The organism is Tenuifilum thalassicum, assembly GCF_013265555.1.
In the GTDB taxonomy this organism is placed as follows: Bacteria; Bacteroidota; Bacteroidia; order Bacteroidales; family Tenuifilaceae; genus Tenuifilum; species Tenuifilum thalassicum.
Map to the genome: position 1 here is coordinate 2518420 of NZ_CP041345.1, position 25447 is coordinate 2543866.

The 25447-nt window shown below is 38.3% G+C and carries 19 protein-coding genes; 10 read left to right on the plus strand and 9 right to left on the minus strand.

Going from position 1 to position 25447, the window contains the following annotated elements:
• Positions 1-7 precede the first annotated feature (7 nt).
• The 4 genes from FHG85_RS10405 to FHG85_RS10420 form a co-directional block, all read right to left on the minus strand.
• Positions 8-1270: an arginine deiminase gene (locus tag FHG85_RS10405; protein ID WP_173075600.1), complete on the minus strand. Its 1263-nt coding sequence runs from the start codon at positions 1268-1270 to the stop codon at positions 8-10.
• Between the two features lie 122 nt (positions 1271-1392).
• The gene (gcvP, locus tag FHG85_RS10410) at positions 1393-4260 is read right to left on the minus strand and encodes an aminomethyl-transferring glycine dehydrogenase (RefSeq protein WP_173075602.1); all 2868 of its coding nucleotides are present in this window, start codon (positions 4258-4260) and stop codon (positions 1393-1395) included.
• A gap of 100 nt (positions 4261-4360) precedes the next feature.
• Entirely contained in the window at positions 4361-4999 is a 639-nt protein-coding gene (locus FHG85_RS10415; RefSeq protein WP_173075603.1) for an MBL fold metallo-hydrolase, read from the minus strand.
• Between the two features lie 8 nt (positions 5000-5007).
• Positions 5008-5658 (minus strand): protein-L-isoaspartate(D-aspartate) O-methyltransferase, encoded by a 651-nt coding sequence (locus tag FHG85_RS10420; protein ID WP_173075604.1) that lies wholly within the window; start codon positions 5656-5658, stop codon positions 5008-5010.
• A 177-nt stretch (positions 5659-5835) separates the two neighbouring features.
• Here FHG85_RS10420 and FHG85_RS10425 point away from each other — a divergent pair, with 177 nt between their 5' ends.
• Positions 5836-6630, plus strand: a complete 795-nt coding sequence (locus FHG85_RS10425; protein ID WP_173075605.1) for a hypothetical protein — start codon at positions 5836-5838, stop codon at positions 6628-6630.
• Positions 6631-6678: 48 nt separating this feature from the next.
• Positions 6679-8085 carry a sugar transferase gene (locus FHG85_RS10430; protein ID WP_173075606.1) on the plus strand — a complete coding sequence of 469 codons (1407 nt, stop codon included), beginning with the start codon at positions 6679-6681 and terminating at the stop codon, positions 8083-8085.
• Here FHG85_RS10430 and thpR read toward each other — a convergent pair.
• A complete protein-coding gene (gene thpR, locus FHG85_RS10435) occupies positions 8082-8648 on the minus strand; it encodes an RNA 2',3'-cyclic phosphodiesterase (RefSeq protein ID WP_173075607.1) in 567 nt (188 codons plus the stop codon). The genes FHG85_RS10430 and thpR overlap by 4 nt on opposite strands.
• Before the next feature lie 68 nt (positions 8649-8716).
• Here thpR and elbB point away from each other — a divergent pair, with 68 nt between their 5' ends.
• Together elbB and FHG85_RS10445 are read left to right on the plus strand one after the other, a co-directional pair.
• Positions 8717-9373, plus strand: a complete 657-nt coding sequence (gene elbB / locus FHG85_RS10440) for an isoprenoid biosynthesis glyoxalase ElbB (RefSeq protein ID WP_173075608.1) — start codon at positions 8717-8719, stop codon at positions 9371-9373.
• Position 9374: 1 nt separating this feature from the next.
• Entirely contained in the window at positions 9375-9851 is a 477-nt protein-coding gene (locus tag FHG85_RS10445) for a hypothetical protein (RefSeq protein ID WP_173075609.1), read from the plus strand.
• Here the strand turns inward: FHG85_RS10445 and FHG85_RS10450 are convergent.
• On the minus strand, positions 9843-10451 hold the full coding sequence (locus FHG85_RS10450; protein WP_173075611.1) for a DUF4294 domain-containing protein: 609 nt from the start codon (positions 10449-10451) through the stop codon (positions 9843-9845). The genes FHG85_RS10445 and FHG85_RS10450 overlap by 9 nt on opposite strands.
• A 206-nt stretch (positions 10452-10657) precedes the next feature.
• On the opposite strand from FHG85_RS10450, the gene FHG85_RS10455 reads away from it, so the two are divergent.
• Positions 10658-11530, plus strand: a complete 873-nt coding sequence (locus FHG85_RS10455; RefSeq protein WP_173075613.1) for a lysylphosphatidylglycerol synthase domain-containing protein — start codon at positions 10658-10660, stop codon at positions 11528-11530.
• Here FHG85_RS10455 and FHG85_RS10460 read toward each other — a convergent pair.
• From FHG85_RS10460 to FHG85_RS10470, 3 genes are read right to left on the minus strand one after another with little or no spacing between them, the layout of a single operon-like run.
• The gene (locus tag FHG85_RS10460; RefSeq protein WP_173075615.1) at positions 11527-12618 is read right to left on the minus strand and encodes a glycosyltransferase family 2 protein; all 1092 of its coding nucleotides are present in this window, start codon (positions 12616-12618) and stop codon (positions 11527-11529) included. The two genes, FHG85_RS10455 and FHG85_RS10460, sit on opposite strands and share 4 nt — an antisense overlap.
• Positions 12619-12621: 3 nt before the next feature.
• Positions 12622-14346 (minus strand): hypothetical protein, encoded by a 1725-nt coding sequence (locus FHG85_RS10465; RefSeq protein WP_173075617.1) that lies wholly within the window; start codon positions 14344-14346, stop codon positions 12622-12624.
• 20 nt (positions 14347-14366) lie between these two features.
• Entirely contained in the window at positions 14367-15920 is a 1554-nt protein-coding gene (locus tag FHG85_RS10470; RefSeq protein WP_173075634.1) for an ArnT family glycosyltransferase, read from the minus strand.
• A gap of 737 nt (positions 15921-16657) precedes the next feature.
• On the opposite strand from FHG85_RS10470, the gene FHG85_RS10475 reads away from it, so the two are divergent.
• The 5 genes from FHG85_RS10475 to FHG85_RS10495 all read left to right on the plus strand — a co-directional run bounded on the left by FHG85_RS10475 (position 16658) and on the right by FHG85_RS10495 (position 25376).
• The gene (locus tag FHG85_RS10475) at positions 16658-19693 is read left to right on the plus strand and encodes a SusC/RagA family TonB-linked outer membrane protein (RefSeq protein ID WP_173075636.1); all 3036 of its coding nucleotides are present in this window, start codon (positions 16658-16660) and stop codon (positions 19691-19693) included.
• Between the two features lie 20 nt (positions 19694-19713).
• Complete coding sequence (locus tag FHG85_RS10480) at positions 19714-21297, plus strand: RagB/SusD family nutrient uptake outer membrane protein (protein ID WP_173075638.1); 1584 nt, start codon at positions 19714-19716, stop codon at positions 21295-21297.
• Positions 21298-21309: 12 nt separating this feature from the next.
• Positions 21310-22188 carry a PKD domain-containing protein gene (locus FHG85_RS10485; protein WP_173075640.1) on the plus strand — a complete coding sequence of 293 codons (879 nt, stop codon included), beginning with the start codon at positions 21310-21312 and terminating at the stop codon, positions 22186-22188.
• Positions 22189-22214: 26 nt separating this feature from the next.
• Positions 22215-23069 carry a PKD domain-containing protein gene (locus tag FHG85_RS10490; protein ID WP_246249300.1) on the plus strand — a complete coding sequence of 285 codons (855 nt, stop codon included), beginning with the start codon at positions 22215-22217 and terminating at the stop codon, positions 23067-23069.
• 63 nt (positions 23070-23132) lie between these two features.
• On the plus strand, positions 23133-25376 hold the full coding sequence (locus FHG85_RS10495; RefSeq protein ID WP_173075644.1) for a glycoside hydrolase family 3 N-terminal domain-containing protein: 2244 nt from the start codon (positions 23133-23135) through the stop codon (positions 25374-25376).
• The last annotated feature ends 71 nt before the right edge of the window (positions 25377-25447 follow it).

Sequence of the window (25447 nt, forward strand, 5' to 3'; positions counted from 1 at the left end):
TTAATGTCTACCACTTCAAAGGTTTGCGTTTAAAAGGCATGGTCATACATCTAGCACCGCCCCCCCCGCGAGGCAGCTCACTTCCGTCCAGTGCAACAACATATTTACTATATGAGTTTACATCAACCTTTCCGGAAACAATATCCTTAGCCTTTAGGATCTCAAAACCATTTCTGTTCATTTCATCGAGGGTATTAATATTTCGGCCATAGCCTATAACCTTTCCAGGACCTATGGCTACAAAGTTAGCTCCGCTATGCCATTGTTCCCTTTCTTGAATCCATCGATCTTTGCTCCCTCCGCAAAAAACTGGTTTTAAATCAATCCCCAACGATTTAAGAGCAACAAGCAGGTTATCAACTGTTTTAATCTCCTTTACCACACCATTATCAATGGTAATCTGAACGGTTTGATACCTATTTGGTTGTAGAATAATTGGTTCATAAACCATACATTTATCATAATCGAGCATGGTGAAAACCATATCGAGATGGATAAACGATTCAGGTTTGTGAGGTAGTTCTTGAACCAAGATGTGTCGTCTTTTCTTTTCGTTGCGAGCCAGGAAACGGTTTAATATAAAATCAATACCATGAGTATTCGTTCTTGTACCGTTTCCAACAAGAAGAATATCATCACGAACAACAAGCACATCACCTCCTTCAATAGTAATATCGCTTGGGTTGCTAAAGGTAGTTGGATTGATAGTATGCGTATTAAAAACGCCAGAGCGTGAAAATATTGCTTCCATTATTATACTTTCCCTATCCCTTACCGCATTTGCCATTTTACCAATTAGCACATCTTCACCAATAGCTATAGAGGCATCGCGAGTAAAGTAAAAGTTATATAAAGGGCGTAGGGAAAAGCGCTCCTTGCTTAAGAAATTAGTCAACGTGTTTCGAACAATTGGCACCCCCTCAATAAGCAACCTGGAAAGTTCCTTGGGTTGATAATCAAGAAGATTATCGTATAGCGACATGGCATTTTCATGCCTACATATCTTTTCAATTAGGTACTCTTTATTTTCCTCGTCTTCCAATACTTTTTCAAGCAAGTCAGCAACTTGGTAAACCTTTGCAACTTTTGAGAGTACCCCACTAAGCTGTGAGTATTCCTTCCTAGCCACATTCAGGTTAAGGATATCGCTATACAAGGCTCTTTGAGCATTCTCTGGTGTCATATTTTCAACCTCGGCACCAGGTGTATGAAGTATTACTCCTTCAAGTTCACCTATCTCGGAAAATACACTAACATCAACTTTTCCCATACTGATAATGTTTTTCGCAAAGTTAATTCTTATTGTTTAAACCCTAAATGTGTTAAGCAACATAAACCTACAAAAAAAAAGCACCTTGGAAATCCAAGGTGCCTCAGTAGTAAAATCATATTTTACATGTATTCCTCAATTGGAGCACATGTACAAACGAGGTTTCTGTCGCCATAGCCTGCATCAATCTTGCTAACAAATGGCCAAAACTTATTCTGAGCCACCCAAGGTAGTGGGAATGCAGCCTGTTGACGTGTATATGGGTGGTTCCACTCATCGGCTGCTGCCTCAGTAGCAGTATGCGGAGCATTAGCAATTAGATTATCGGCCTTATCGGCTTTTCCATTCTTTATGTCCTCAAGTTCCTGCTTTATGGCAATCATCATCTCCACAAACCTGTCAAGTTCCTGTTTTGATTCGCTCTCGGTTGGTTCAACCATTAAGCTTTCATGAACAGGGAACGAAACGGTAGGAGCATGGTAACCGTAATCCATCATTCTGCGACCAACATCGCTTGTATCTACCCCATAAGTCAACTTAAAATGATGACAATCTAATATCATTTCGTGAGCAACTCTTCCTGTTTCGCCTGTATAAAGGATTTTGTAATGATCCTTTAACCTTGCAGCCAGGTAATTGGCATTAAGGATAGCCATTTTGGTGGCTTGGGTTAGCCCTTCGGCACCAAGCATTAATATGTATGCATAAGAAATTACTACGATACTTGCGCTACCATAAGGTGCAGCAGCAACAGCAGAAATTGCTTTGTCGCCACCAGTTTTAACAACTGGATGTGATGGCAGAAATGGAGTAAGATGCTCAGCAACAGCAATTGGTCCTACACCTGGGCCACCACCACCATGAGGGATAGCAAATGTTTTATGAAGATTTAAGTGGCACACATCGGCGCCTATCTCACCTGGGCTAGTAAGCCCAACCTGTGCGTTCATATTTGCACCATCCATGTAAACCAAGCCACCATTCTGATGAACGATGTCAATCATCTCCTTAATTTTGCTTTCAAATACACCATGTGTAGATGGATAGGTAACCATGAACGCAGATAGATTCTCTCTATGTTGCTCAGCTTTAGCTTTTAGGTCATCAACATCAATATTTCCTTTATCATCACACTTCACCACAACCACCTTCATTCCAGCCATTGCGGAACTTGCAGGGTTTGTACCATGAGCAGACGAAGGGATAAGAACCACATTACGGTGTCCTTCGCCTCTACTAATATGATACTGACGAATAACCATTAAACCAGTATATTCTCCTGCTGCACCAGAGTTGGGCTGCAAGGTTACGGAATGAAGTCCTGTTATTTCTGCTAAATATTGTTCCATTTCACGAATAACCTGCAAGTAACCCTCAGCTTGATCGGAGGGTACAAATGGATGCAAGCCATTCCACTCTGGCCAACTTAGAGGAAACATGGTAGTTGCAGGATTAAGCTTCATGGTGCAACTACCCAAGGATATCATACTGTGGTTTAGGGCAATATCGCGACGTTCTAGCTTCTTTATATAACGCATCATTTCAGTTTCTGAATGGAAACTGTTGAATACCTTATCGGTTAAGAATGGCGACTTACGTTGGAGCCCTTCGGGAATACTGTTAACCTCTTTAATTTCGGTTATCTTGTTGAACTGTTTTCCTGTTGATTCTGCAAAAACAGATAAAAGATTATTAATATCGTTTATACTAGTGGTTTCGTCAAAACTAATACCAATAGTACCATTTGATTTATAGTTGAGGTTTATTTGGTGAGTTAGAGCGTTCTTCCTAATATCCTCAACGGTAACACCTGAAGGAAGTTCAACTTCAAGTGTATCAAAAATGTTCTTAACATTTTGTTTGTACCCCAACTTATCAAGTTCCTCAGCAACTAAAACGGCAATACTATGAACATAAGATGCAATACGTTTAATTCCTTTAGGACCATGATAAACTGCATACATCCCTGCCATAGTTGCTAACAGAGCTTGAGCTGTACAAATATTAGAAGTGGCACGTTCACGTTTAATGTGCTGCTCACGGGTTTGTAGAGCCATTCTTAACGCTTTATTCCCATGTCTATCAACTGAAACACCAATTATTCGGCCAGGCATGTTACGCTTATATTCATCCTTACATGCAAAATAAGCAGCATGAGGGCCACCAAATCCCATAGGGATTCCAAATCGTTGGGTAGAGCCCGCTGCAATATCGGCACCCCATTCACCTGGAGGTGTTATCAATGCTAGACTTAAAATATCGGCAACAGCTGTAACCAACGCACCTGCCTCGTGAGCCTTTGCTGCAAAAGCAGAATAATCACGAATATTACCTTTCCCTGAAGGATACTGAACAATTACACCAAATTCCTTTCCCTTGAACTCATACTCGCTATAGCAACCAGTAACCACTTCAATTCCCAGTGGAGCGGAACGTGTTTTAATCACATCTAAAGTCTGAGGGAATATATCTTGGTCAACAAAAAGCACATTATGCCCTTCCTTCACAGCAGTACGAGAACGCTGGTTAAACATCATAATCATAGCCTCAGCTGCAGCGGTTGCTTCATCAAGCAACGAAGCATTGGCAATTGGCAAGCCAGTTAGCTCAATTACCATAGTTTGGAAGTTAAGAAGCGCTTCTAAACGCCCCTGGCTAATCTCGGCCTGATAAGGAGTATAAGAGGTGTACCAGCTAGGATTCTCAAGGATATTTCGTAGTATAACCGAAGGTGTAGCAGTACCATAATACCCCATTCCAATAAAGCTCTTATAGAACTTATTCTTTGACGATACTTTTCGGATATGATTAAGGAACTCATACTCCGACATTGGTTCTGGCAAGTTCAGAGGCTTTTTCAAACGGATGTTGGTTGGCACTGTCTGATCAATCAGCTCATCAAGCGATGAAACGCCTACAACCTTAAGCATCTCATCAATCTCATGATCGCGAGGACCATTATGACGTGATATAAATTTATCGGTTTGCATGATATTGTTTTTGGTTAAAGTTTAGCAGCAAATTTATTATTTTGACCCATTGGTTATCACTAAACAATCTAAATAAACATATGTTTTACAACACCATGAATTAAATTAGGAATGGATTAGCTTTTTTCTCTTGTCCAATGGTAGTTCTAACACCATGACCAGGCAACACCTCAACCTCGTCGGGCAAAACAAGCAGCCGCTCATTAATGCTTTTAATTAGTGTTTCGTAGTCTCCACCTTCGAGATCGGTTCTACCAACCGACATGTTAAATAAAGTATCGCCAGTAAGGATAAATTTTTCATTCTCGGCGAACAAGCATACACCTCCTCTTGAATGTCCAGGAGTATGAATAACACGTAAAGTACTATCTCCTATAGTTATTATATCGTCATGCTCATAAAACTCATCAAGGTTAGGCTCATCTTGAAACTGAAGACCAAACATCAAGGCGTGTGTTGTAGCAGCCTTTACCAGATACACATCGTCGGGATGAGCATACCACTTCACATTGAATATTTTTTTTAACGATTCCACCCCGAAAATATGATCGATATGGCAATGGGTGTTAACCAATCGGCTAACTTTTAAACCTTTCTCATTTACAAACTCAACCAAAGCCTTTACCTCGTCCTCGGTATTGCAACCCGGATCAACAATTAACGCCTCACCTTCATTTTGGTATACTATATAAGTATTCTCCTGAAAAGGGTTAAAAACGAACTTTTGAACTTGTATCATAATACTACTTATTTGGCTTTACCTTTTAACAATGGTACAAAAACAAATTTTCCATGCGACGACTTTTTAATGGAACCATCGGGCAACTTTTCAATAAGCAACATGGTTTGTGCAGACTCATCGCCAACAGGAATCACCATTCGTCCACCTAATGCTAGCTGTTCTACCAATGATTCTGGAATTTCCGAGGCGCCAGCTGTAACTATAATCCTATCAAAAGGGCTAAATGGAGGCAATCCTTTATAGCCATCACCATAATAACAGTTAGGACGATACCCCATCTCCTCTAGCAAAGCTTTGGCCGATAAAAAAAGATCCCGATGACGCTCTATTGTATATAACCGTGCTCCCAGTTCCATTAGAATGGCCGCCTGATACCCCGAACCCGTTCCCACTTCTAACACTTTTTGCATTGGACTAACCTGCAGAAGCTGGGTTTGAAATGCAACAGTAAAGGGTTGCGAAATGGTTTGACCCGATCCGATTGGAAATGCCTGATCTTTATATGCAAAATTCAAAAAACCGCTATCCATAAAAAAGTGTCGGGGTACATTTAGTAGCGCATTCAAAACATTATTATCTGCAATTCCCTTGGATGCAACCTCCTCAACGAGCTTCCGCCTTAAACCTTTATGTCGTAAATTATCTTCTAAAATCATATTTCTGGTAAATAATGGGAACACAAATTTAACCAAACTTCAGAGATTATACCCATTATCAATCTATATAATGAGTTGAACTCCTTCTTATGTTATTAAAAGGTTGATAAGTTTTGGAACAAATAATTCTGTATGAAACATAAGTAGTTTATTATTGCAGATAAATAGCCTTTAAAAATGAAAACTTGCCTTATCACTAATAATTCAGAAATCGACAAACACACCAAAAACTACCAATTTGACAAAATAATCACTATAGACCAATTGCACCCAGAACGGTTTTTTATCGATTTAAACGATAGGTCAGATCTAACTGATGCTCTTAAATGTTCCGACCTTGCATATATTGATATAAATACAAATGCTTATCATGTAATTCTTAGCGCGTTAAAAAACGGAGTTAACGTGCTCTCACCTAATCTTTTAGAACTAAATTATAAGCAAATAATGGAACTAGATGCAGTTTCGCATGAAATAAGCGTTGAGTTTGGCATTCCATACTTTACATTTCCCAATATTGACACAAATAAAATTCCAGCATTTATTGAAAGCCAAAGAAAATACTCTGATGAGCTAACTCTTGAAACGTTCAAACATTACATCGATAACGACCTTGTAATCCCCCTTACATTTATTAAATCGGAGATCAGAAAGGTAAAAGCCTACCTTTTACCGCCAACAGGGAACAAATTTAAATCGATAAAGTTAGTAACCGATTTTTTCGATGACTCTCTTCTCATACACACCATGCAAGCCTCCAACAAATCAAGCTATACAATACAATTAGAAACCAAGGAAAAAGAAGAAACAATAAAGTTTGAAAAAACTGAAATATATTCCAATACCTCTGATGTAAAAGAACATATTGAGTTTTTTTTAAGTAGAAGAAAGATGATATACTCCTCGGAAACATTGAAAAGGGTTAAGCAGGTATCAGAAACGATTTCAAAAAAGTTTGAACTCTTACAATAATTATTATTCTTTGTAGTTAGTATAATTAACCCCCAAATAGATTTTAACTTGAATAAGAGGTTACAGTCGCTTCGGTATATGTTGTTTGATATTCTAGGCAGTGCAACTGCTTGGACTTTATTCAATATTTACAGGAAACAAATAATTGAATCAAGGCTTTTTGGTATTGATCTTCGGTTTGAACCTGATACAAAATTCGTTTTAGGGTTAATTTTTTTTACTGCGTTCTGGATTGCCATGTTTGGACTAGTTGGGTTATACCACGACCCATTCAGAAAATCAAGATTAAGAGAGCTAGGAACATCAATAACCATTACAACATTCGGCACAATAATTCTTTTCTTCGTATTGCTTATTGACGATTACATAGTATCGTATAAAAACTATTACGAGGCATTAGGGGTAATGTTTTTACTAGTTTTTATTCTCACCTACATCCCAAGGCTTATACTAACAACAAAAACAATTGGAAAGATTCACAATAGAAAAATTGGTTTTCCTACACTTATTATAGGGAGCGGGAATAAGGCAGTAAACACCTATAATGAGATAAAAGCAGAGAAAATATCACAAGGATTTAATGTTGTTGGATTTATTGATCTTCCAAATGGAATTCGTGCCGACTCGAAACTTATACTAGGTGAAATAAACGACATACCCGAGGTTATAAGAAAACATGAAATAGAAGAGGTTATTCTTGCACTAGACGATGAAAGCCCTCAAACAATTACAAAAGTAATTAACCAACTTGCACCAATAAATGTAAATGTTAAAGCAGTACCTGGCATGAACGACATACTGCTTGGAAAAGTAAAGCTAAACAGGATTATAGGTACTGCACTTGAAGATGTTTCATTTGATTTAATGCCAGCATGGCAGGCTAATATTAAAGAACTACTCGATTACTCGTTAGCCATAATAGGGATAGTAATTTCATCGCCGATAGCACTTGTGCTTGCAGCTATAATAAAGCTTACCTCAAAAGGCCCCATAATATACAAGCAAGAGAGGATTGGTCAGTTTGGAAAACCATTCATGATATATAAGTTTCGAAGCATGTATGTTAATGCTGAAGAGAATGGGCCAGCTCTTTCAAGCCAAACAGATACTAGAATTACTGCAATAGGTAGGTTCATGCGCAAAACTAGGCTCGACGAAATTCCTAACTTTTTTAACGTCCTCAAGGGTGAGATGTCGATTGTTGGTCCTCGCCCAGAAAGGCAATACTATATCGATCAGATTGTTAAGGTAGCCCCACAATACCTACTTCTTCAAAAGGTAAAACCCGGAATCACCTCATGGGGGCAAGTAAAATACGGATATGCCGAAAACATTGAGCAAATGGTTGAACGACTAAAGTATGACCTAATCTATTTAGAAAACATGTCGCTTTATATCGATTTTAAAATAATGATTTATACCATTCTTACCATTTTCAAAGGTAAAGGGGTTTAAGCATTGCTTAAATCAAATCTTTCAAGCTCTCTGTATTCTGGCCCCTCCGGTCTAAGTACACTTTCATAAAACACCACACTACTAACCCTAATTTCCTGAAAAACTTCACCCTTGTACTCTTTGATCTCTTGTTTCAATTTCTCATAATTATGCAGAAACTTAACTCTGCCAAGGGTTAAATGAGGGTTGAAGTTTGGCTTATCGTCTGAAAATCCAAACTCCAATAAGGCATCATCGATTTCATCTTTTAGCACCTTTAGCTCCTCAGGGAAATCTACACCTACCCAAATAACTTTTGGCATAGGACGACCAAATGCTCCTAATCCTTTTAACGTTAAAAAAAAAGCACTGCAATTCATTAAACGCTTTCTAAGTTTCTGACTGATATCAGGTAATACATCTATCCTGGTGTCGCCCAAAAAAAAGAGTGTTAGGTGCATTATTTCAGGTTTTACCCACTTAATTTTATCGAGGCTATGAGATACCTTTAGCCTATCCATCAGAGAAACAACCTTTTGGTTGGGAATTACATCAACAGCAATAAAAGTTCTTTTCTTTTCCATGCAATAGGGTATTGTTTAGATTAAAAATTAAGATTATATTGTTTGGCAAATTTAAAACGTTTGCGAAAATGGGTGCTAATAAAAAATTTGCCGTAATACTTTCAGGATGTGGCGTGTTCGATGGTGCCGAAATCCACGAATCGGTCATGACCCTTTATGCCATTGCAAAGTATGGTGCTTCGTACGAAATTTTCGCTCCCGACATGGAACAGCACCACGTTATCAATCATCTTGATGGTAGCGAAATGAAAGAAAAAAGGAATGTGCTTATTGAAGCGGCACGAATTGCGCGTGGAAAAATCAAACCCTTAAATGAATTCAACCCGGAATTTTTTGATGGGCTAATCCTCCCAGGCGGATTTGGAGTTGCCAAAAACCTTTGCACTTGGGCTTTTGATGGTCCAAATTGCACCATACACCCTCAAGTTGAAAGTGTCATTAAAAAGATGCATAAGCTAAAAAAGCCAATTGGAGCTCTTTGTATCTCTCCAGTTTTACTAGCAAAAGTGCTTGGTAATGTTACTGTTACCATTGGTAAAGATGTTTCCACAGCACAAGCAATTGAGTCGCTAGGCGCAAAACACCAAAGCACAGGGCATGCTCAAGTGGTGGTTGATGAAAAAAACATGCTATTCACAACTCCCTGCTACATGCTTGACGCAACAATAGTTGATATTGCCGAAGGTGCCAAAGCAATCGTTTCTGAAATGCTCAAATGGATTTAAGGTGAAAACATTCAAAACCTTAATCGCATTCGCTCTAATTCTCTTGGGTACTCAAGGGTGCATAGACAAATGTGGGAAAGATTGCATTACGCCCCCACAGCCTATTTGGTTAAAAATTGTGGATAGTTCAAATGGAAGTAATCTAATTTCTGAAGAATATTTCCATAGAGATTCCATTAAAGTTTTTTATTTTGAAAATGAGCAAAAACAGTTTGCTAACATAAAGTTTGTTGGGAATTTTAGAGTAAACGATATTATTGAAACTAACATCACCTTGCATCTTCCTACCGATAAACTTAACACAGCATACCTTTATCTAAACCAATACGACATTGATACCATAACATTTAGGACAACTAAAAGCAGTGATGATTGCTGTACATCCTACCCTCTCGATTCCATTTCAATTAATGGGAAGCCCGTTGATGTTGACCCTGTAGATTTCTCATTCCTAATCAAAAAGGAGGTTTTAAAGTAATCCTTCCTCATAAAGAAATATTAGCTCATTAAGTATTTTATCCTCACCATCTGGGTCGAACTTAGTTTTAAGGTTCGACCCAAATATTCTGGCAACACCTTGCCAAAAGGCTGCTGAGAAACCACCTTTCAACTCTTTTACAAGCTCGTAGGATGTCCTACCCGTTTCTCGGTCGATTAGTTTTATAAGCATTTTCCCTTGCGAAATAGTAAGCTTTCGTAGGTCCTTTTCAAATTGCTCTCGTAGCTCCTTCTCGGCTTGGTTAATATACTCCTTTCTCTCTTTCTCTGTTTTTAAAGTTTTCAGATGCTCATTCATTTCAATTAGCTTCTTTTTAGCAATCTGAGCATATGGGTAAGCTTTCTTAAGGTTATAAATCATTTTATAGTACCTATACATTTGCCTTCGGTTTTTGAATCTGCGCCTACCAACCTTTACAACGCGCTTAATCTTAACCGAAGGCACAAGCTCACCATCGAGCCTAACAGTTGGATAAAGCCGAAGACTATCGACTTGAATTTCCTGAGCAATGCCTCTATTGCTAGATAGAAGAACTACTAATCCTAGTATTATACAATATCTTACAAACCTCAACTTCATACAACCAAAAATAGCATTTAGCTACTATATTTACATATGACAAAGGCGTAAAAAATGTTACAAAAACTATGCATAATAAATATTATAAGCAATCTTAAACAGTGACTCATCAATATCATAATAAATATTTTACGAATAAAGTTGTATGGCTTGATGTATGGCCTATTTTTGTTAAAGCAATTGCAACCTTTAATCTTCTTATTTTCATGAAAACTATACTGAGAGTATTTCTATACGTTTCGATACTTGCGTTACTATTCTATCTTATCAGGATTGATTATGTAGCATTTGAGAAGATTCATATTAACTACTATTTAGCAGCAATTTCTGTTGTGCTTCTATATTTAGGATTTATTTTTTCTGCGATAAGTTGGAAAAAGATTCTAAACCTACATGATGTTAATATTACAACAAAACAGGCGATTGTTTCGCACGGAATGCCAACATTTACTAAGTACATTCCGGGTAGGGTATGGACAATTCTAGGCCGAGCAGCATTAATACCTAATAACAATAACATTAAATTGTTATCTTTTATCTCCTTAAAAGAGCAACTTATTTACCTAAACTTAGGCTTAATTATAAGCATTTATCCAGTAATTAGCACTCCTGGGTTAAAAAGATATTCAGTTCTACTTATCTTGTTGTCCTTTTTTATGCTCCTAACACTTTACCTAAAATCGCTGCATAAACTGATTGAAAAAACATGGAATAAACTCTTTCACAGAAAGATAGAACTACCATTAATTACTAAGAAGGAATTTATTAGCATCTCCTTATACATACTTACTTATTGGCTTATATGGACAATGGCTTTTTATTTGCTACTCTGCTCTGTATTTGGGCAAATACCAATCTACTATTCATTTGCTTTCCCTTTAAGTGTATCGCTTGGATTGATGTCCTTAGTATTGCCAGGCGGAATAGGCATAAGAGAGGGTGCAATAACGCTATTCTTGATTACAAATGGCATACAACCAGCACTAGCAGCTTCATTTTCAGTACTAAGCCGTTTATGGTTTATCGTTGGAGAATCATTAATATTCTCAACATCGCTTTTCCTAAGAAAGAGAAATTAGTCCTTATATAGTCTTTCGTTATCTTGTATATCCATCCACATGGCAAACAAAAGGAATTGAAAACCACTTATAAACAAAAGAGCAAAAGCTAATACCGTAACTGGGTTAGCATCAATTTGATTAAAAACCTTTACCAAAATCTTTATACCAAAAGGGATGGACAATAAAATTAACAAAAGTCCTAAATGATAAAGAACGAATAGCGGATGAAAACTTCTTTTTAGGTACTTTATCCAAATTCGTTTAAAGAAACTTTTGGTCAACAACCACGAAATTTTTGGAATTACCTTGCCAATTCTCATCTTTGAGGTTTCACCTATAAAATATATTGGTTTTATTTCAACCTCTTTTATGGAACAATTTTCGATATTTAACTTTACGAGTATATCATTAGGCATCCCATATCTGGGATAAATTTTATACAAATCAATTTTATTTAAAGCCCTGTTGGACATTGCTGTAAATCCAGTTTGAGTATCAGAAACACGCCAATAACCTGAGGCAACTTTGGTTAGAATCGAAAGAATTGAGTTCCCTATATACCTCTTTTTGGGCATAAGAAACCTAGCACTTTTATGCCAAAGCCTATTCCCTTTTACAAAATCGACTGACTCGTTAATAACAGGTTCACAAATTGAGTAAAGTTCATCGGGGTCCATTTGACCATCGCCAGCCATTACTGCCGTGCAGTCGATATTGTTATCTTTAGCCCACTTGTAACCTCTGGCTATTGCCCCTCCAACACCACTATTCTTAAGCAAGCTAATAATTACCAAACGGTCATTGGGGTTGTTGTGAATTACAGTTGATGGCGCAAAATATTTTATTTCTTCCCTATTAAACTGTGCAACTATTTCATTTGCCTTATTATAAAATGTGTTAACCTTGGGATTTTCCTTAATAGGTAAAGCCGATTGCCCAATCTTATTTATATAGCTTAAAGCAACCTCTTCCGTTTTATCGGTTGAGCAATCGTTAACAACTATTATTCTATCAACAAAATCAGGCATTGATTCTAAAACTAGCCCAATCTGGTTTTCTTCGTTATAAGCAGGAACAACAACAGCTACAGTCTTACTTCTTATCATGGGTTAATATTTATCATTTTCATAAAGCCAGATAGCATCTAGTTTAACCATTGAATCTAGGCTAATCCCTTTCTTTTTTGCCTTTTTTTCTATCAATTCTAAAAGGGAAGGATTATTCTTTATGCTTTTTTGGAGTTTCTCAATGATAATGATTTTTGCGTAATTCGCAGAATCTTTTTTGAATAATTCTTCAGCTTTTTTTGATTGTAACTCTGAGTTTTCGCCATTTTTATATATTAAAACATTATCCTTAATATAACTAATGATTTCTTGTTTGGTTGGAACTATACTCTGTTTCATTTTTTGTCTCTCAGGTTTAACTTCTACATATACGCCTTGTCGAGCTTTTTCATAATCGGGAAGTGTTATCACATCCCAATACCTCTCTGTAGGATGTAATTTCAAAAACGTTTCCCAGTATGCATCTTTATTCATCCACCAGTAATGAATGGCCTGTCTGGTGTACTGTTGAATTTGAAAATTATTGAAACCAATCAGTAAAACTATTAGAGCAGCCAAAGAATAGTAAAATATTTTTTTACGTTTGAAAAAGGTAATTAAAGCCCCCAAAGGGATAGCCATAATGCCATATGAATCAATAAATGCCCTATTCCCAAACGAGCCACCAAACCACCAGCACCACCATGAAGACAAAATAAAGATATTTAGTAGAGTGAAGGCAAATACAGGAATAAATTTCCCTTTTAGCACCTTGGGCAAGGTGAAGATGCCAATAAAAGCAAGAAACATAACAGGAGTGTAAACAAACCATCCCTTTTTATAGCTGATAAGGATATTCGTAATTTGTGGATTATTAAAAAAGAACTTCCCGCCTGCTTCGCCGTAGGTGAAATAAAAGATTTTTCCTGACACATAATACCAATAAGCGAATTGAGGTATCCATACAATAGTAAAACCTAATATCATCAGCAAGGTATACCTATACCTGAGAAAGAAAAAAGCAACCCTATCTTTGAAATCTTTAATCGATTTCACATCCCACAAGAGGAGTAGTACTAAAACAATAATATTTGACGGGCGAATTAATGTTATTAACCCACCTAACAGACCAATATAAAACGACTTTGAAAGGTTGGGCTTTTCGTAAAACACAATTATCAAAAAGATAAAAATGCTTATTAAAGAAAAATTATAGGCATGAGGCATAGGTGCTTCGTAGGTATAATAATAAAGCAGATTTGTTCCAACTCCAACGGCAAGAATTAGCATGGCCACAACCCCTTCGGTAAAAAACCTTCTAAGCACCCTTTGAAGAAAAAGCAAACCAATAATAACATAAAACAACGCACTGAATACAAGGGCAAATCGATAGGGTACAGAATAGCCATCGGCTTCATATTGCGGGCTAATAAGGCTAAAAAGGTGAACAACCCCAAAAAATGGAGCATATAAAAAAGATAGCCCCATCGATGTTATGATGGCCTGTTTCCCAGTAGGGGTCTCAATAGGCCAAATCAAATCGCCAAACTTTTCGATGTTATCCTTTCTGAACTGAAAGGATAGGTCTTTATAAATTAAAGCAGCGGGCAAATATGCATAGTACGATTTTACATCCCATTGTATTACACTACCTTGCCGCATCCATTTATGGTGGCTAAAGTTTAAAAGGGTTGCTCCAACAGCAATGAGAACAATACATAATGTCGAAATTCTCCTTTTTAAGTAAAAGATTACTTCACTGGCAATTCTGCTCACATTCTTTTTCATTTACACTATCGTTTAAACTTTCATTTTGAGCATGTCAAATCAAATATTCTAAGGCCATTCTTACCATAAATTTGTTTATAACACAAATCGGCAGGCATTGAAAAATCATCATCGGCAACAAGGAGGTATTGAGCTCCCTTTCTATAAAAGTCCAAAATTGTTTTTGCTGTAAGTTCCGAAACTTCAGGTATAGCCCACCCCCTCCTATCAAGGTATAGTAACGCACCATTTGCGCAATTCTCAGGTGCTACTATAAATTTTGCGTTTTTATCAATTTTAAGGCTATCAACCCCTTGCTTGTTCTCATTTATGAGCAGACCTAATCTAAACTTATTGTCGATTTTATTTTCAACTAATCGTTCATTCATCTTCTTTTGGGAATGGTTTATCCCAAAAGCTACTATGAGTAGAAGAATAACCTTTGCAACAAGGTGTAAGCTCTTATTGGTTATAAACCTTTTGTAAATGTAAATAGAGTAGATGATTACAAGAAAAATGAGAGGGAAAAATGCCAAGAAATAGTAATCGTGGTCTTTAAACTGTTTGAAGAACAACATGAAGTACGACAAACTTCCCAGGGCTAGGAATATAAGAATAATGGCTGCTGATTTTCTTAATTTTTGATTGAAAACCAGAAGTGTTATTAATGAAAGATAGAACAGGTGAAAAGTAGTTTTGTATAAGTAGCTGCTATACCAGTAATGTGTAAAATACTCCCAAACCTGCAATATCCCGTTCTTTCTCATTAACCAAATGGGTAATGCCTTTGTGTTAAAAGAATGGGAATGGTTAACCTCGTTGTACCATAACATGTACATATTCCAAAAACCAACAGTTAGCAGTGTAAGAAAACCGTATAGAACAATTCTACTATCAGTTTTTATAAGCTTCTTTTGCTTATAAAATACTTCTGAAATTAACCCTAGCATTAAAACAGCAATGGGGTTGATAAGATAAGTGACTTTTATCAATCCGCTCAATGTAAAAAATACAAAACCAGGAAATACAAGTTTTTCAGATTCATCATCCAAAGATTTTATTATAAAAAACCACCCCATTAATGCAAACCCCAATGCCGGTGCATCGGGTAAATAATTGAACGAATAGTAGTTAAATACTGATGAAGTAAAGAATATTAAGCTTATCAGAATAGAATACACATTGTCCTTTATGACAATTTTCGATAACTTAAAAGTATAGAATACGCCAAGATAGCTAATGACCAAATGGATAAAGCGAAGAACATAAAATTGTTTACCCACTATCTTATATATAAGTGCTGATAAATAGTAAGTAATAGGGAATTCGCATGCAGCACGGCCATCAAAATTATATAGAGTGTAAAGCTGTGGCTTAAAGAAATGGAAACCGTTATTGAAATAATTTGAAGCGAAGGAGAGGCTATCGGTTTGCCTCATAAAATGAACGCCAAAAGGACCTTTGTAAACAATAAAATCAAGGCCCAGATATAAAAACAAAATAATGAATAATCCAAGATAAAAAAGCATGTAAGGGTATGGAGAGTCCGAATTGTGATTCTTTACAGTCCTAACTATCTTATTCAACAACCTCATTTTACATTAATTTACTTACACACTTAATATTTTCAAGCTATAGGAAATTTGATAAGTGAAATTTTACCATTACTTAATACTTTGTTTGTTCCCTAAGTCGGGGTAAATATTTACTGCTACATAATTCATTAATCTTTAAAAATAATTAAATTATTCTTTAAGACAACTAGCAGTAAAAGAATAGACAATTTTTTCAAGTGATTAATTTTTGTTATGTTCCAGAACGGCAATAGTGTTCCTACAATAATATTTGTCTAAATGCATGCATCCATTATCAACATTTTAGTAGCTTATCCCAAACGCAACTATCATAAAATTGTGATTCGATGTGGGGACACTCAGAGCAAGTGTGCACAAAAATTATAGTAAACCTTGGTATTATGACACTTAACCAATTTAGAACCTATTATATGCCAATAATTTAACAGTTACTTGAGCGTCAGTTACTACTTAGATAATTTACACCTTACCGGTGCAATCTAAATAGCTAACGGTTTAAAAAAGTTTATAGCGACCAAGGGATAAGGCAAAAAATTATTAATAATTGATTTACAACATATTGACAAAAACAAAAACCATCGCTGATGAGCTTTTGTAGTAGTGAATCGAAAACGTTTTCGGTTAATGAGAAAGTTTTGAAATTTGCATGAGTAAGGTATGAAGCCCTTATAAAATTGACCCTCTATTTTTAATATTTTAGCTTGCACTCCGAAAACCATTTCTAAACCTTAAAAAGTATGAAAAAAATCTTCGGATTCATTAGCTTAATCCTTATGTGCGGAAACCTGCTTGCACAAGAGATCACTGTTAGCGGGACCGTTACATCGAGCGATGGCACCACACTACCTGGTGTAACAGTCGTGGTAAAGGAGAACCCTAGCAAGGGTACAGTAACAGATGTAGATGGCAAATACACAATTAAAGTATTGCCAGATCAAACACTTGAGTTCAGCTTTGTAGGCATGGAAACCCAAACCATACCTATTGAAGGCAGAACTCTAATAAATGTAACCATGAACGAAGCCTCCCAAATGATTGAAGAGCTAGTTGTGGTAGGTTATGGCGTTCAAAAGAAAAGCTTAGTTTCATCCTCCGTATCAAAAGTTTCGAGCGAGGACATTGAAAAAGCAGCTCCTTTACGTGTTGAACAGGCCCTTCAGGGTAGAACCGCTGGTGTTCAAGTTATTTCAAACTCGGGTCAACCTGGCGAAGGTTTTACAGTTCGTATCCGTGGCGTTGGTACAAACGGAACGTCCGACCCACTTTACATTGTTGATGGAATGCCAGTAGGAGGTATTGATTATCTTAATCCCAACGACATCCAATCAGTTGAAATCCTAAAGGATGCATCTGCCTCGGCTATTTATGGTGCTCGAGCAGCAAACGGGGTTGTTCTAATCACCACCAAGCAGGGCGAAAAGGGCAAATTCAGCGTTAACTACGATTACTCCATGGGTTTCCAAAACGCATGGAAAAAGGTATCGCTTCTTAATGCTAAAGAGTATGCCATTATTATGAATGAAAGCTATGCCAACGATAACAAGGCAATCCCTTTCCCAGACATGGCTGTAATTGATTCTCTAGGGAACGGTACTGATTGGCAGGATGAAATTTTCTACAAAAATGCACCAACTTACAACCATCAATTCTCGGTAAGCGGTGGCAATGAAAACTCAACCTTCATGTCATCGCTTTCTTATACATATCAAGATGGTATTGTTGCAAAAGGTAAATCGAACTACGAAAGGTACACCTACAGGTTAAATTCAACTCACAAAATTGGCAAGTTTAGCATTGGTAATAGTATTGCTTACACCAATAAGATAACAAGAGGTATTGATCCTAACGAGGAATTCGGTGGGCCACTTTCCAAAGCTATTAATATGGACCCAATAACTCCTGTTAAGAATCCCGATGGAACTTGGGGTGTTTCTAACTATGCTACACAAGAAGTAGTTAATCCTGTAGCATACCTTAGCATCCTGAACTCCAAATATGTGGAAAATAAAGTTGTAGGAGGTGTTTGGGGTGAGCTTGAAATTATTAAAGGTTTAAAAGCCCGAACCAGCTTCAACGTTGACTACGCAAATGGGTCTAGCAGATCGTTTATTCCAATATATGATTTAGGTGGTAATGTTCGTACATCAACTTCCGAAGCTAACGGAACTGTTAACAAATGGTTTACCTGGCAAAATGAGAACACACTCACCTACACCAAAGCATTTGGCGATCATAACGTAAGCGCAATGATTGGTATGACCGCTAACAGATACTACCATGAATACATTGGAGGCAAAAAGAACGATTTGCTATTTAACGATTTCGAGCACGCATGGATTAATAATGGTACTGATGAGGATAGCTACAAAGCATGGGGTGGTGCCGATGAACATGCACTTCTATCCTATTTTGGTCGTGTAAATTACGACTTTAAAGGGAAGTATGTTTTTGAAGGTGTTCTTCGTGCTGATGGTTCTTCAAACTTTGGTGTAAATAATCGTTTTGGGTATTTCCCAGCATTTTCTGCAGGATGGTTACTTTCTAAAGAAGATTTCTTACAGGGCGTTAATGCAATCTCTTTCTTGAAGTTACGTGCTGGATGGGGACGTAATGGTAATGAAGCAATTGGTGCTTTTAGGTACACTTCGCTCATTGGTGCTGGAAGCAAGTACACATTTGGAACCGATGAGGTTATAACCGTAGGATCAAATCCAATTGCAATTTCTAACCCCGACCTTAAATGGGAAACATCTGAGCAAACTAACATTGGTATTGATGCAAGATTTCTATCCGATAGGCTATCAGTAACTATTGATCTTTACAACAAGCTTACAAAAGATCTACTTGTTGTTGCCCCCATTCCTGCATTTATTGGTAATGGCGCCCCATACGTAAATGGTGGATCGGTTAGAAATAAAGGCGTTGAGTTAGAACTTGGTTATAAAACTCTCTGGAATGGTATTGGCATCAATGCTAACCTATCGGGTTCATATAACAAAAACGAAGTTATAGATATAAACAACAGTGAAGGAAGAATTTACGGAACATCGCTTGCTGTAGGTATGTATAACATTACCATGATGGAAGAAGGCTATCCAATTGCCTATTTCTGGGGTTACAAAACTGCAGGTGTATTCCAAAACCAAGAGCAAATACTTAACTATAAGTCATCGGACGGAACCGTTATCCAACCAAACGCAAAACCTGGAGACCTAATTTGGGTTGACCAAAACGATGATGGTAAAATTGATGACAACGATAGAACTCAGATAGGAAATCCTTATCCTGACTTTACTCTAGGTCTAAACCTTGGCCTAAGCTGGAAAGATTTCGATTTTAGCATGTTCTGGTATGGTGCATTTGGACAAGAAATATTCAATGGAACAAGAAGGTACGACCTCCCAATGTCGAACTGGAACTCATCTGTTCTTGATCGTTGGACAGGTGAAGGAACTAGCAATAGCCATCCAAGAGTTACCATTGACGACCCTAACCAAAACTATTTCAAAGTATCAGATTTCTATGTTGAAGATGGATCATTCCTTCGCTTAAAGAACGTTACACTTGGCTATACCTTACCAACTTCAATTAGCCAAAAAGTTAAGGTTCAAAAGTTAAGAGTATTCGTTACCGGAACAAATCTATTAACATTCACCAAATACTCTGGATTTGATCCTGAGATAGGAGCAAGAAGTTCGCTTGATATAGGAATTGATAGGAATATCTATCCACAAGCAAGAACTTTCCTGTTTGGTGTAAACCTCAGTTTTTAACCTAAATGTTCATTACTACTATGAGAAAAATTAAAAATATATCAATAATCCTTTTTCTAGCAATAGGATTTGTTGCTTGTACAAAGGATTTCTTAGAGCTGGAGCCGTTAACCGACAGGTCGGAGGACAACTTTTATAAAACAGAGCAAGACGCCTTCGAAGCTATTGTATCAATTTATGACGTACTCCAATGGCAAACTGGTGGTGGATACCATCCATGGGATCTTGTTTGCAATATACTTTCCGACGATGCTTTTGCAGGTGGTTCTGGCCCTGGCGACAGACCAGGTCTTGTTCGTATGGGTAAATTTTCAAACTTTACAAATGACGAGGAACCACTTGGACTCTGGAAAGATAGATATGCTGGTATTTACAGGGCAAATCTATTTTTAGATAAGGTTGAAAACATTCAATTTGAGAACGAAGACCTAAAAACTAGATTTATTGCAGAAGCAAGGTTTTTAAGGGGATATTTTTATTACGAACTAGTTCAGTTTTATGGACATATTCCCCTAATACTAAAACCCCTAAGTCCAACTGAAAATCAACAAGTTGCTGCAGATCCAGCAGATGTTTATGATCAAATAGCAGACGACTTGTATTATGCCTATCAGAATCTTCCTGAAAACATACCTGCAGCGGAAAAAGGGAGAGCTTCAAAATGGGCGGCAGGTGCTTTACTTGCACGAGTTTACCTTTTCCACAAAGGCTATGGCAAAGGAGTATTAGGAATTACTAGGGATCTTAAAGCTGGCGACAAGACTCTAGCTGAAACCGATATTGAAGCCATAATTGACGATATTGTTAATAATAGTGGTCATGCCCTAGTTCCCAACTATGCCGATTTATGGGGTGTGGGTAATGAAAATAATGTTGAGTCGATATTCGAGATTCAGCATACCCAAAAGGCCGACTGGGGCGATTGGAATTGGAGGAATGGTACAGAAGGTAACTGGGCGGTAGTAATGACCGGTTTCCGAGGCGTTGAAGATCCTATATACGATATCGGGTGGAGTTTCCAGCCTGCCAGCAAATCATTAGCCGATGAATTTGAAACTGGCGACCCACGTTACTCAGTATCAATACTTGACGCAGCCGCCGAAGGATTAGTATACAAACCACAAGACTGCTATCAGCACACAGGTTACGCATTTAAAAAATTCTACCCTAGAAAAGCTGATAAGCCAGCAACAAACGACGCGCTAAACTGGCCATACAACCGTCCTGTAATTCGTTTCGCCGACGTTCTTCTTATGGGTGCTGAGTTAAATCTTGACAATGACCTTGGCAAAGCACAAGACTACTATAGCAGAGTTCGAAAACGTGCGTTCGGCGATAGCCATGTGCCTCCTACTCTAACTAACGATGCTGATGGTCTTGACTTGATCTACCATGAGCGTAGAGTGGAATTTGCAGGGGAAGGATTACGTTACTGGGATCTACTTCGTAGAGGCTTAACATACGCTGAAGAAAAAATCAATGCAGCTGCAGGTGCTGCACCTCTAGACGAAACATTCAACTCAGCTACTCTAGGTCTTCTACCTATTCCACAAACCGAAATAACATTGTCGGGTAATAAGTTAACTCAAAATGCAGGTTACTAAACAACAACAACTATGAAAAGAAAAAATATAATAATAGCTGCTCTCGCTCTAATTGGCTTTGCCTGGTATGGATGTGAGCCAATGGAGCCAGATAAACCATCAATTGGGAATGCTCCCACAGAGGATCAACTAGATTTTCAGATTATTCCTGGAGACGATGCATTTCACTATATACTAGTAAATGCTTCCAGCATTCCAGGTGTACCCAACTGGGATCTTGGTAATGGTAATAAGTATGTTGGGGACTCCGCCGTAGCATATTATCCAAGCCCAGGAACCTATACCATTAAACTCACATTATACGCTAAAGGTGGTTCAACAACCATCTCAAAAACACATGAGCAAACCGAAACGGATTGGGAATTCTTTGCAAATCCATTGATCACAGCACTAACAGGTGGTGCTGATGCTCCCAATGGTAAAACATGGGTAATAGATAGTTTGAGTGATGCTCATCTAGGTGTTGGGCCTGCAGATTCATACTCACCAGTTTGGTGGGCTGCTGCCCCTCTTGCTAAATCGGGCCATCACCTATACGACGATGAATTTACCTTTAAACTTGTTGGTTTTGAGTACAACATAAACACTCATGGATCAACTCATGTTAACCACGATGGCAATGCTGATGAAGACGGAATAGCAGGCGGCTACTATATCTCAGAGTTATGGAGTGATGCATACGATATTGATCTCACAACTAACGATGCTGCCCGTGGGCCCCTCACATGGTCGATCGTTGAAGAGGATGGCAAATCTTACATTGTAATATCGAGCCAATCGGGTAACATTTCATACGACGATGGGAACCCTGTAAGTATGAAATCCTTGAATGGAACGAAAATTTCATACATCTTCGCACTGTTGGTGGAGCTGCTCGCTACCATAAACTAATCCCTAAGGGATATGTTAAACCAACCATCTCATACGATCTTGGCGTTACAACAACTGCCAATCCGAATGAGTATCAATTTACAATTGACAACTTAGATGTTCCCGCTAGTTTTACAATTTCTAACATCAAATACACCTTTGGCGATGGAACCTCTTACGAAACAACAGACCCCGCCGAAACAGTTTTACATACATATATGCGTAAAGGCTCTTATTCAGTAACAGCAACTGTTTACGCAAACGGTCAAGAGTTTACAAAATCAACGACTGTTACAGTTGCTGCCAACCACCCTTCCTATCAGGAATACCTGCTCGATGCAATGGTCATGTACAACGATTTTGGTGAAACCACTTTAGTACCTATGGCTGTAGACCAAAGCGATGGTGGCGCAACCCTTGAAATTGTGAATAACCCCGACAACAGCCTATATCCTAACCGAAGCGCTCATTGCGCCCTTTTCACAAAGTATAACGCTCAATGGGCGAATGCATATACCAAACTACCCGATGGCTACAGATTCGACCTAACGCTTCAGCCAGTATTTAAAGTTTTAGTTTACGGTAAAGCTGGTGATAAAGTTTTACTTAAACTTGAAAACACCGACCGTGGTGGTAATGCTTGGCAAACTGGTACAGCTGATTTGATTTACACCATTCAGGAAGACAACAAATGGGAAATCGCAGAGTTTAACTTCACTGGTGTAAGTGCAGGTTGGGATTGGACTGGCGATATTTTTACCAATGACGTAACAACCGACCCTAATTTTAATAAGGATTTCTATAATGTTGTTCGCATAATGGTTAACCCAGGCGACAACAGCGGAACCTTCTCTGTATACCTCGATGATTTGGCTGGCCCACACGTTGAAGGGCTCAAGTAACTATTTTAATTAACAGGGTGGCATTATAATGCCCCCTGTTTTAATCAAAAAAAACAGAAACTGATGAAGTTAAGAGTTATTGCAGTAATTCTAGTATTGGCATTTTGGTCGTGTGGGAATAAAGATAAAATTGCAAAAGATTCTAGCAGTAAATTATGTATTGATCCAGTAATAGAACAAAAGGTAGACTCCGTGCTTAAACTAATGACCATTGATGAAAAGATTGGTCAGCTAAACCAGCTAACTGGTAACGGAGAAACAACTGGACCTATAACGTTTGCCACCGAGTACCAAGATGCTATTAGGAGAGGCGAAGTAGGTAGCATGCTCAATGTTAATGGTGCATCGTATACCTATAAGGTTCAAAAAATTGCAATAGAAGAAAGCCGACTCGGCATACCCCTTCTTTTCGGCTATGACGTAATTCACGGCTACAAAACCATATTTCCCATTCCGCTTGGCGAATCAGCATGCTGGGATTTAGACGCCATTGAAAAATCGGCACGGATTGCTGCCATTGAGGCTTCGGCTGCAGGCCAACATTGGACTTTTGCGCCAATGGTTGATATTGCTCGAGACCCCCGCTGGGGTAGAGTTATGGAAGGAGCAGGTGAAGATCCTTTTTATGGCTCAAAAGTTGCAGTTGCCCGAATTAAGGGTTTTCAAGGTGAAAACCTGGCCGACTCTAATACTATTTTAGCCTGTGCAAAACACTTTGCCGCTTATGGAGCAGCAATGGGTGGGCGCGATTATAACACTGTAGATATTTCCAAAAGGACCTTATACGAAGTTTACCTACCACCTTTCAAAGCAGCCGTTGACGCTGGGGTTCTTTCATTCATGGCATCATTTAACGAAATAAACGGTATACCATCTTCGGGAAATAAAGACCTCATGAACGGTATACTTAAAAGTGATTGGAATTTCAAAGGTTTTATTGTATCGGATTGGGCTTCGATTCGTGAAATGCTTGTCCATGGAATAGCTGCCGACGAGTATGAAGCCGCAAACCTGGCCATGAATGCAGGTATCGACATGGACATGGAAGGACACATCTACATTAACCAGCTTAAAAAGCTACTTGCCGATGGCAAGATAACTGAAAAACAAATAGATGATGCTGTACGCCGTATTTTACGCGTCAAATTCATGTTGGGACTTTTCGACGACCCATACAGGTACTGCGACACTGCTCGGGAAAAGGAGATGATTCTTAATCCACGCCACCTAGAAATAGCCCGTGAAGTTGCACGTAAATCCATGGTACTTCTAAAAAACAACAATGTTCTTCCGTTGAGCAAAAACATTAAGTCTGTTGCTGTTATTGGTCCACTAGCTGATAATAAAGATGAAATAATTGGAACATGGTCGGCACGTGGTGAGGGGAAAGATGCTATTTCAGTACTAACAGGAGTCAAGCAAAAGGTTCCCTCAGCAAAGATTCTCTATGCAAAAGGTTGTGATATTGCTGGGGAGTCAAAAGCAGGCTTTGCTGAAGCAATTGCAAAAGCAAAAAGTGCTGATGCTGTAATTGTTGTGGTTGGTGAAGCAGCCATGATGTCGGGCGAAGCGCTTAGCCGTGCATTCCTCGACTTGCCAGGCGTTCAAAAAGACTTAGTGCTTGAAATCAACAAGTTAAATAAACCCATGGTAGTGGTTCTTATGAATGGTCGTCCATTAACAATTGAGTGGATGGATAATTCCGTTCCTGCCATACTTGAAGCTTGGCTACCTGGCACCATGGGGGGACCTGCAGTTGCCGATGTGCTATTTGGCGACTACAATCCATCGGGTAAACTTCCAATAACCTTCCCTCGCAACGTAGGCCAAATTCCTCTCTTCTATTACCACAAAAACACTGGCAGACCCAGGGATGAAGCTGAACGATACACATCAAAATACATCGACAGCCCGAACACCCCCTTGTACCCATTTGGTTATGGTTTAAGCTACACAACCTTTGAATACAGCAACTTTGGCATTAGCGCGAAAGAGATTGGAATGAGCGATACGCTAAAGGTTTGGGTTGATGTAACCAACACTGGTAAATACGATGGCGAGGAAGTTGTTCAGCTATATATTCGCGATATAGTTGGTTCTGTTACACGACCAGTTAAGGAGTTAAAAGGATTCAAGAAAGTGTTCATAAAATCTGGCGAAAAAGTTAGAGTTGAGTTTACTCTTACCGCAAGCGACCTGGCTTTTTATACACGCACCATGGAATTCAAACCTGAGCCAGGCGATTTCAAGGTGTTTGTAGGTGGCAACAGCCGCGACTTGCAAGAGTTGAGTTTTAGGTTAAACTAATCGTTGGTTAAAGGCTTTCAGAAAAGTTGTCCAAAAAGATATTTTTATCGTATAAATTTATGGTTAGGTTA

What these genes read in the sequence shown, in the direction of transcription:
- FHG85_RS10475 (WP_173075636.1), top strand. Translation starts at nt 16,658, where the DNA reads ATGAAAAAAATCTTCGGATTCATTAGCTTAATCCTTATGTGCGGAAAC.
- FHG85_RS10425 (WP_173075605.1), top strand. Translation starts at nt 5,836, where the DNA reads ATGAAAACTTGCCTTATCACTAATAATTCAGAAATCGACAAACACACC.
- FHG85_RS10450 (WP_173075611.1), bottom strand. Translation starts at nt 10,451, where the DNA reads ATGAAGTTGAGGTTTGTAAGATATTGTATAATACTAGGATTAGTAGTT.
- FHG85_RS10470 (WP_173075634.1), bottom strand. Translation starts at nt 15,920, where the DNA reads ATGAGGTTGTTGAATAAGATAGTTAGGACTGTAAAGAATCACAATTCG.
- FHG85_RS10460 (WP_173075615.1), bottom strand. Translation starts at nt 12,618, where the DNA reads ATGATAAGAAGTAAGACTGTAGCTGTTGTTGTTCCTGCTTATAACGAA.
- FHG85_RS10415 (WP_173075603.1), bottom strand. Translation starts at nt 4,999, where the DNA reads ATGATACAAGTTCAAAAGTTCGTTTTTAACCCTTTTCAGGAGAATACT.
- FHG85_RS10480 (WP_173075638.1), top strand. Translation starts at nt 19,714, where the DNA reads ATGAGAAAAATTAAAAATATATCAATAATCCTTTTTCTAGCAATAGGA.
- FHG85_RS10485 (WP_173075640.1), top strand. Translation starts at nt 21,310, where the DNA reads ATGAAAAGAAAAAATATAATAATAGCTGCTCTCGCTCTAATTGGCTTT.
- gcvP (WP_173075602.1), bottom strand. Translation starts at nt 4,260, where the DNA reads ATGCAAACCGATAAATTTATATCACGTCATAATGGTCCTCGCGATCAT.
- FHG85_RS10495 (WP_173075644.1), top strand. Translation starts at nt 23,133, where the DNA reads ATGAAGTTAAGAGTTATTGCAGTAATTCTAGTATTGGCATTTTGGTCG.
- elbB (WP_173075608.1), top strand. Translation starts at nt 8,717, where the DNA reads ATGGGTGCTAATAAAAAATTTGCCGTAATACTTTCAGGATGTGGCGTG.
- FHG85_RS10455 (WP_173075613.1), top strand. Translation starts at nt 10,658, where the DNA reads ATGAAAACTATACTGAGAGTATTTCTATACGTTTCGATACTTGCGTTA.
- thpR (WP_173075607.1), bottom strand. Translation starts at nt 8,648, where the DNA reads ATGGAAAAGAAAAGAACTTTTATTGCTGTTGATGTAATTCCCAACCAA.
- FHG85_RS10405 (WP_173075600.1), bottom strand. Translation starts at nt 1,270, where the DNA reads ATGGGAAAAGTTGATGTTAGTGTATTTTCCGAGATAGGTGAACTTGAA.
- FHG85_RS10465 (WP_173075617.1), bottom strand. Translation starts at nt 14,346, where the DNA reads ATGAAAAAGAATGTGAGCAGAATTGCCAGTGAAGTAATCTTTTACTTA.
- FHG85_RS10420 (WP_173075604.1), bottom strand. Translation starts at nt 5,658, where the DNA reads ATGATTTTAGAAGATAATTTACGACATAAAGGTTTAAGGCGGAAGCTC.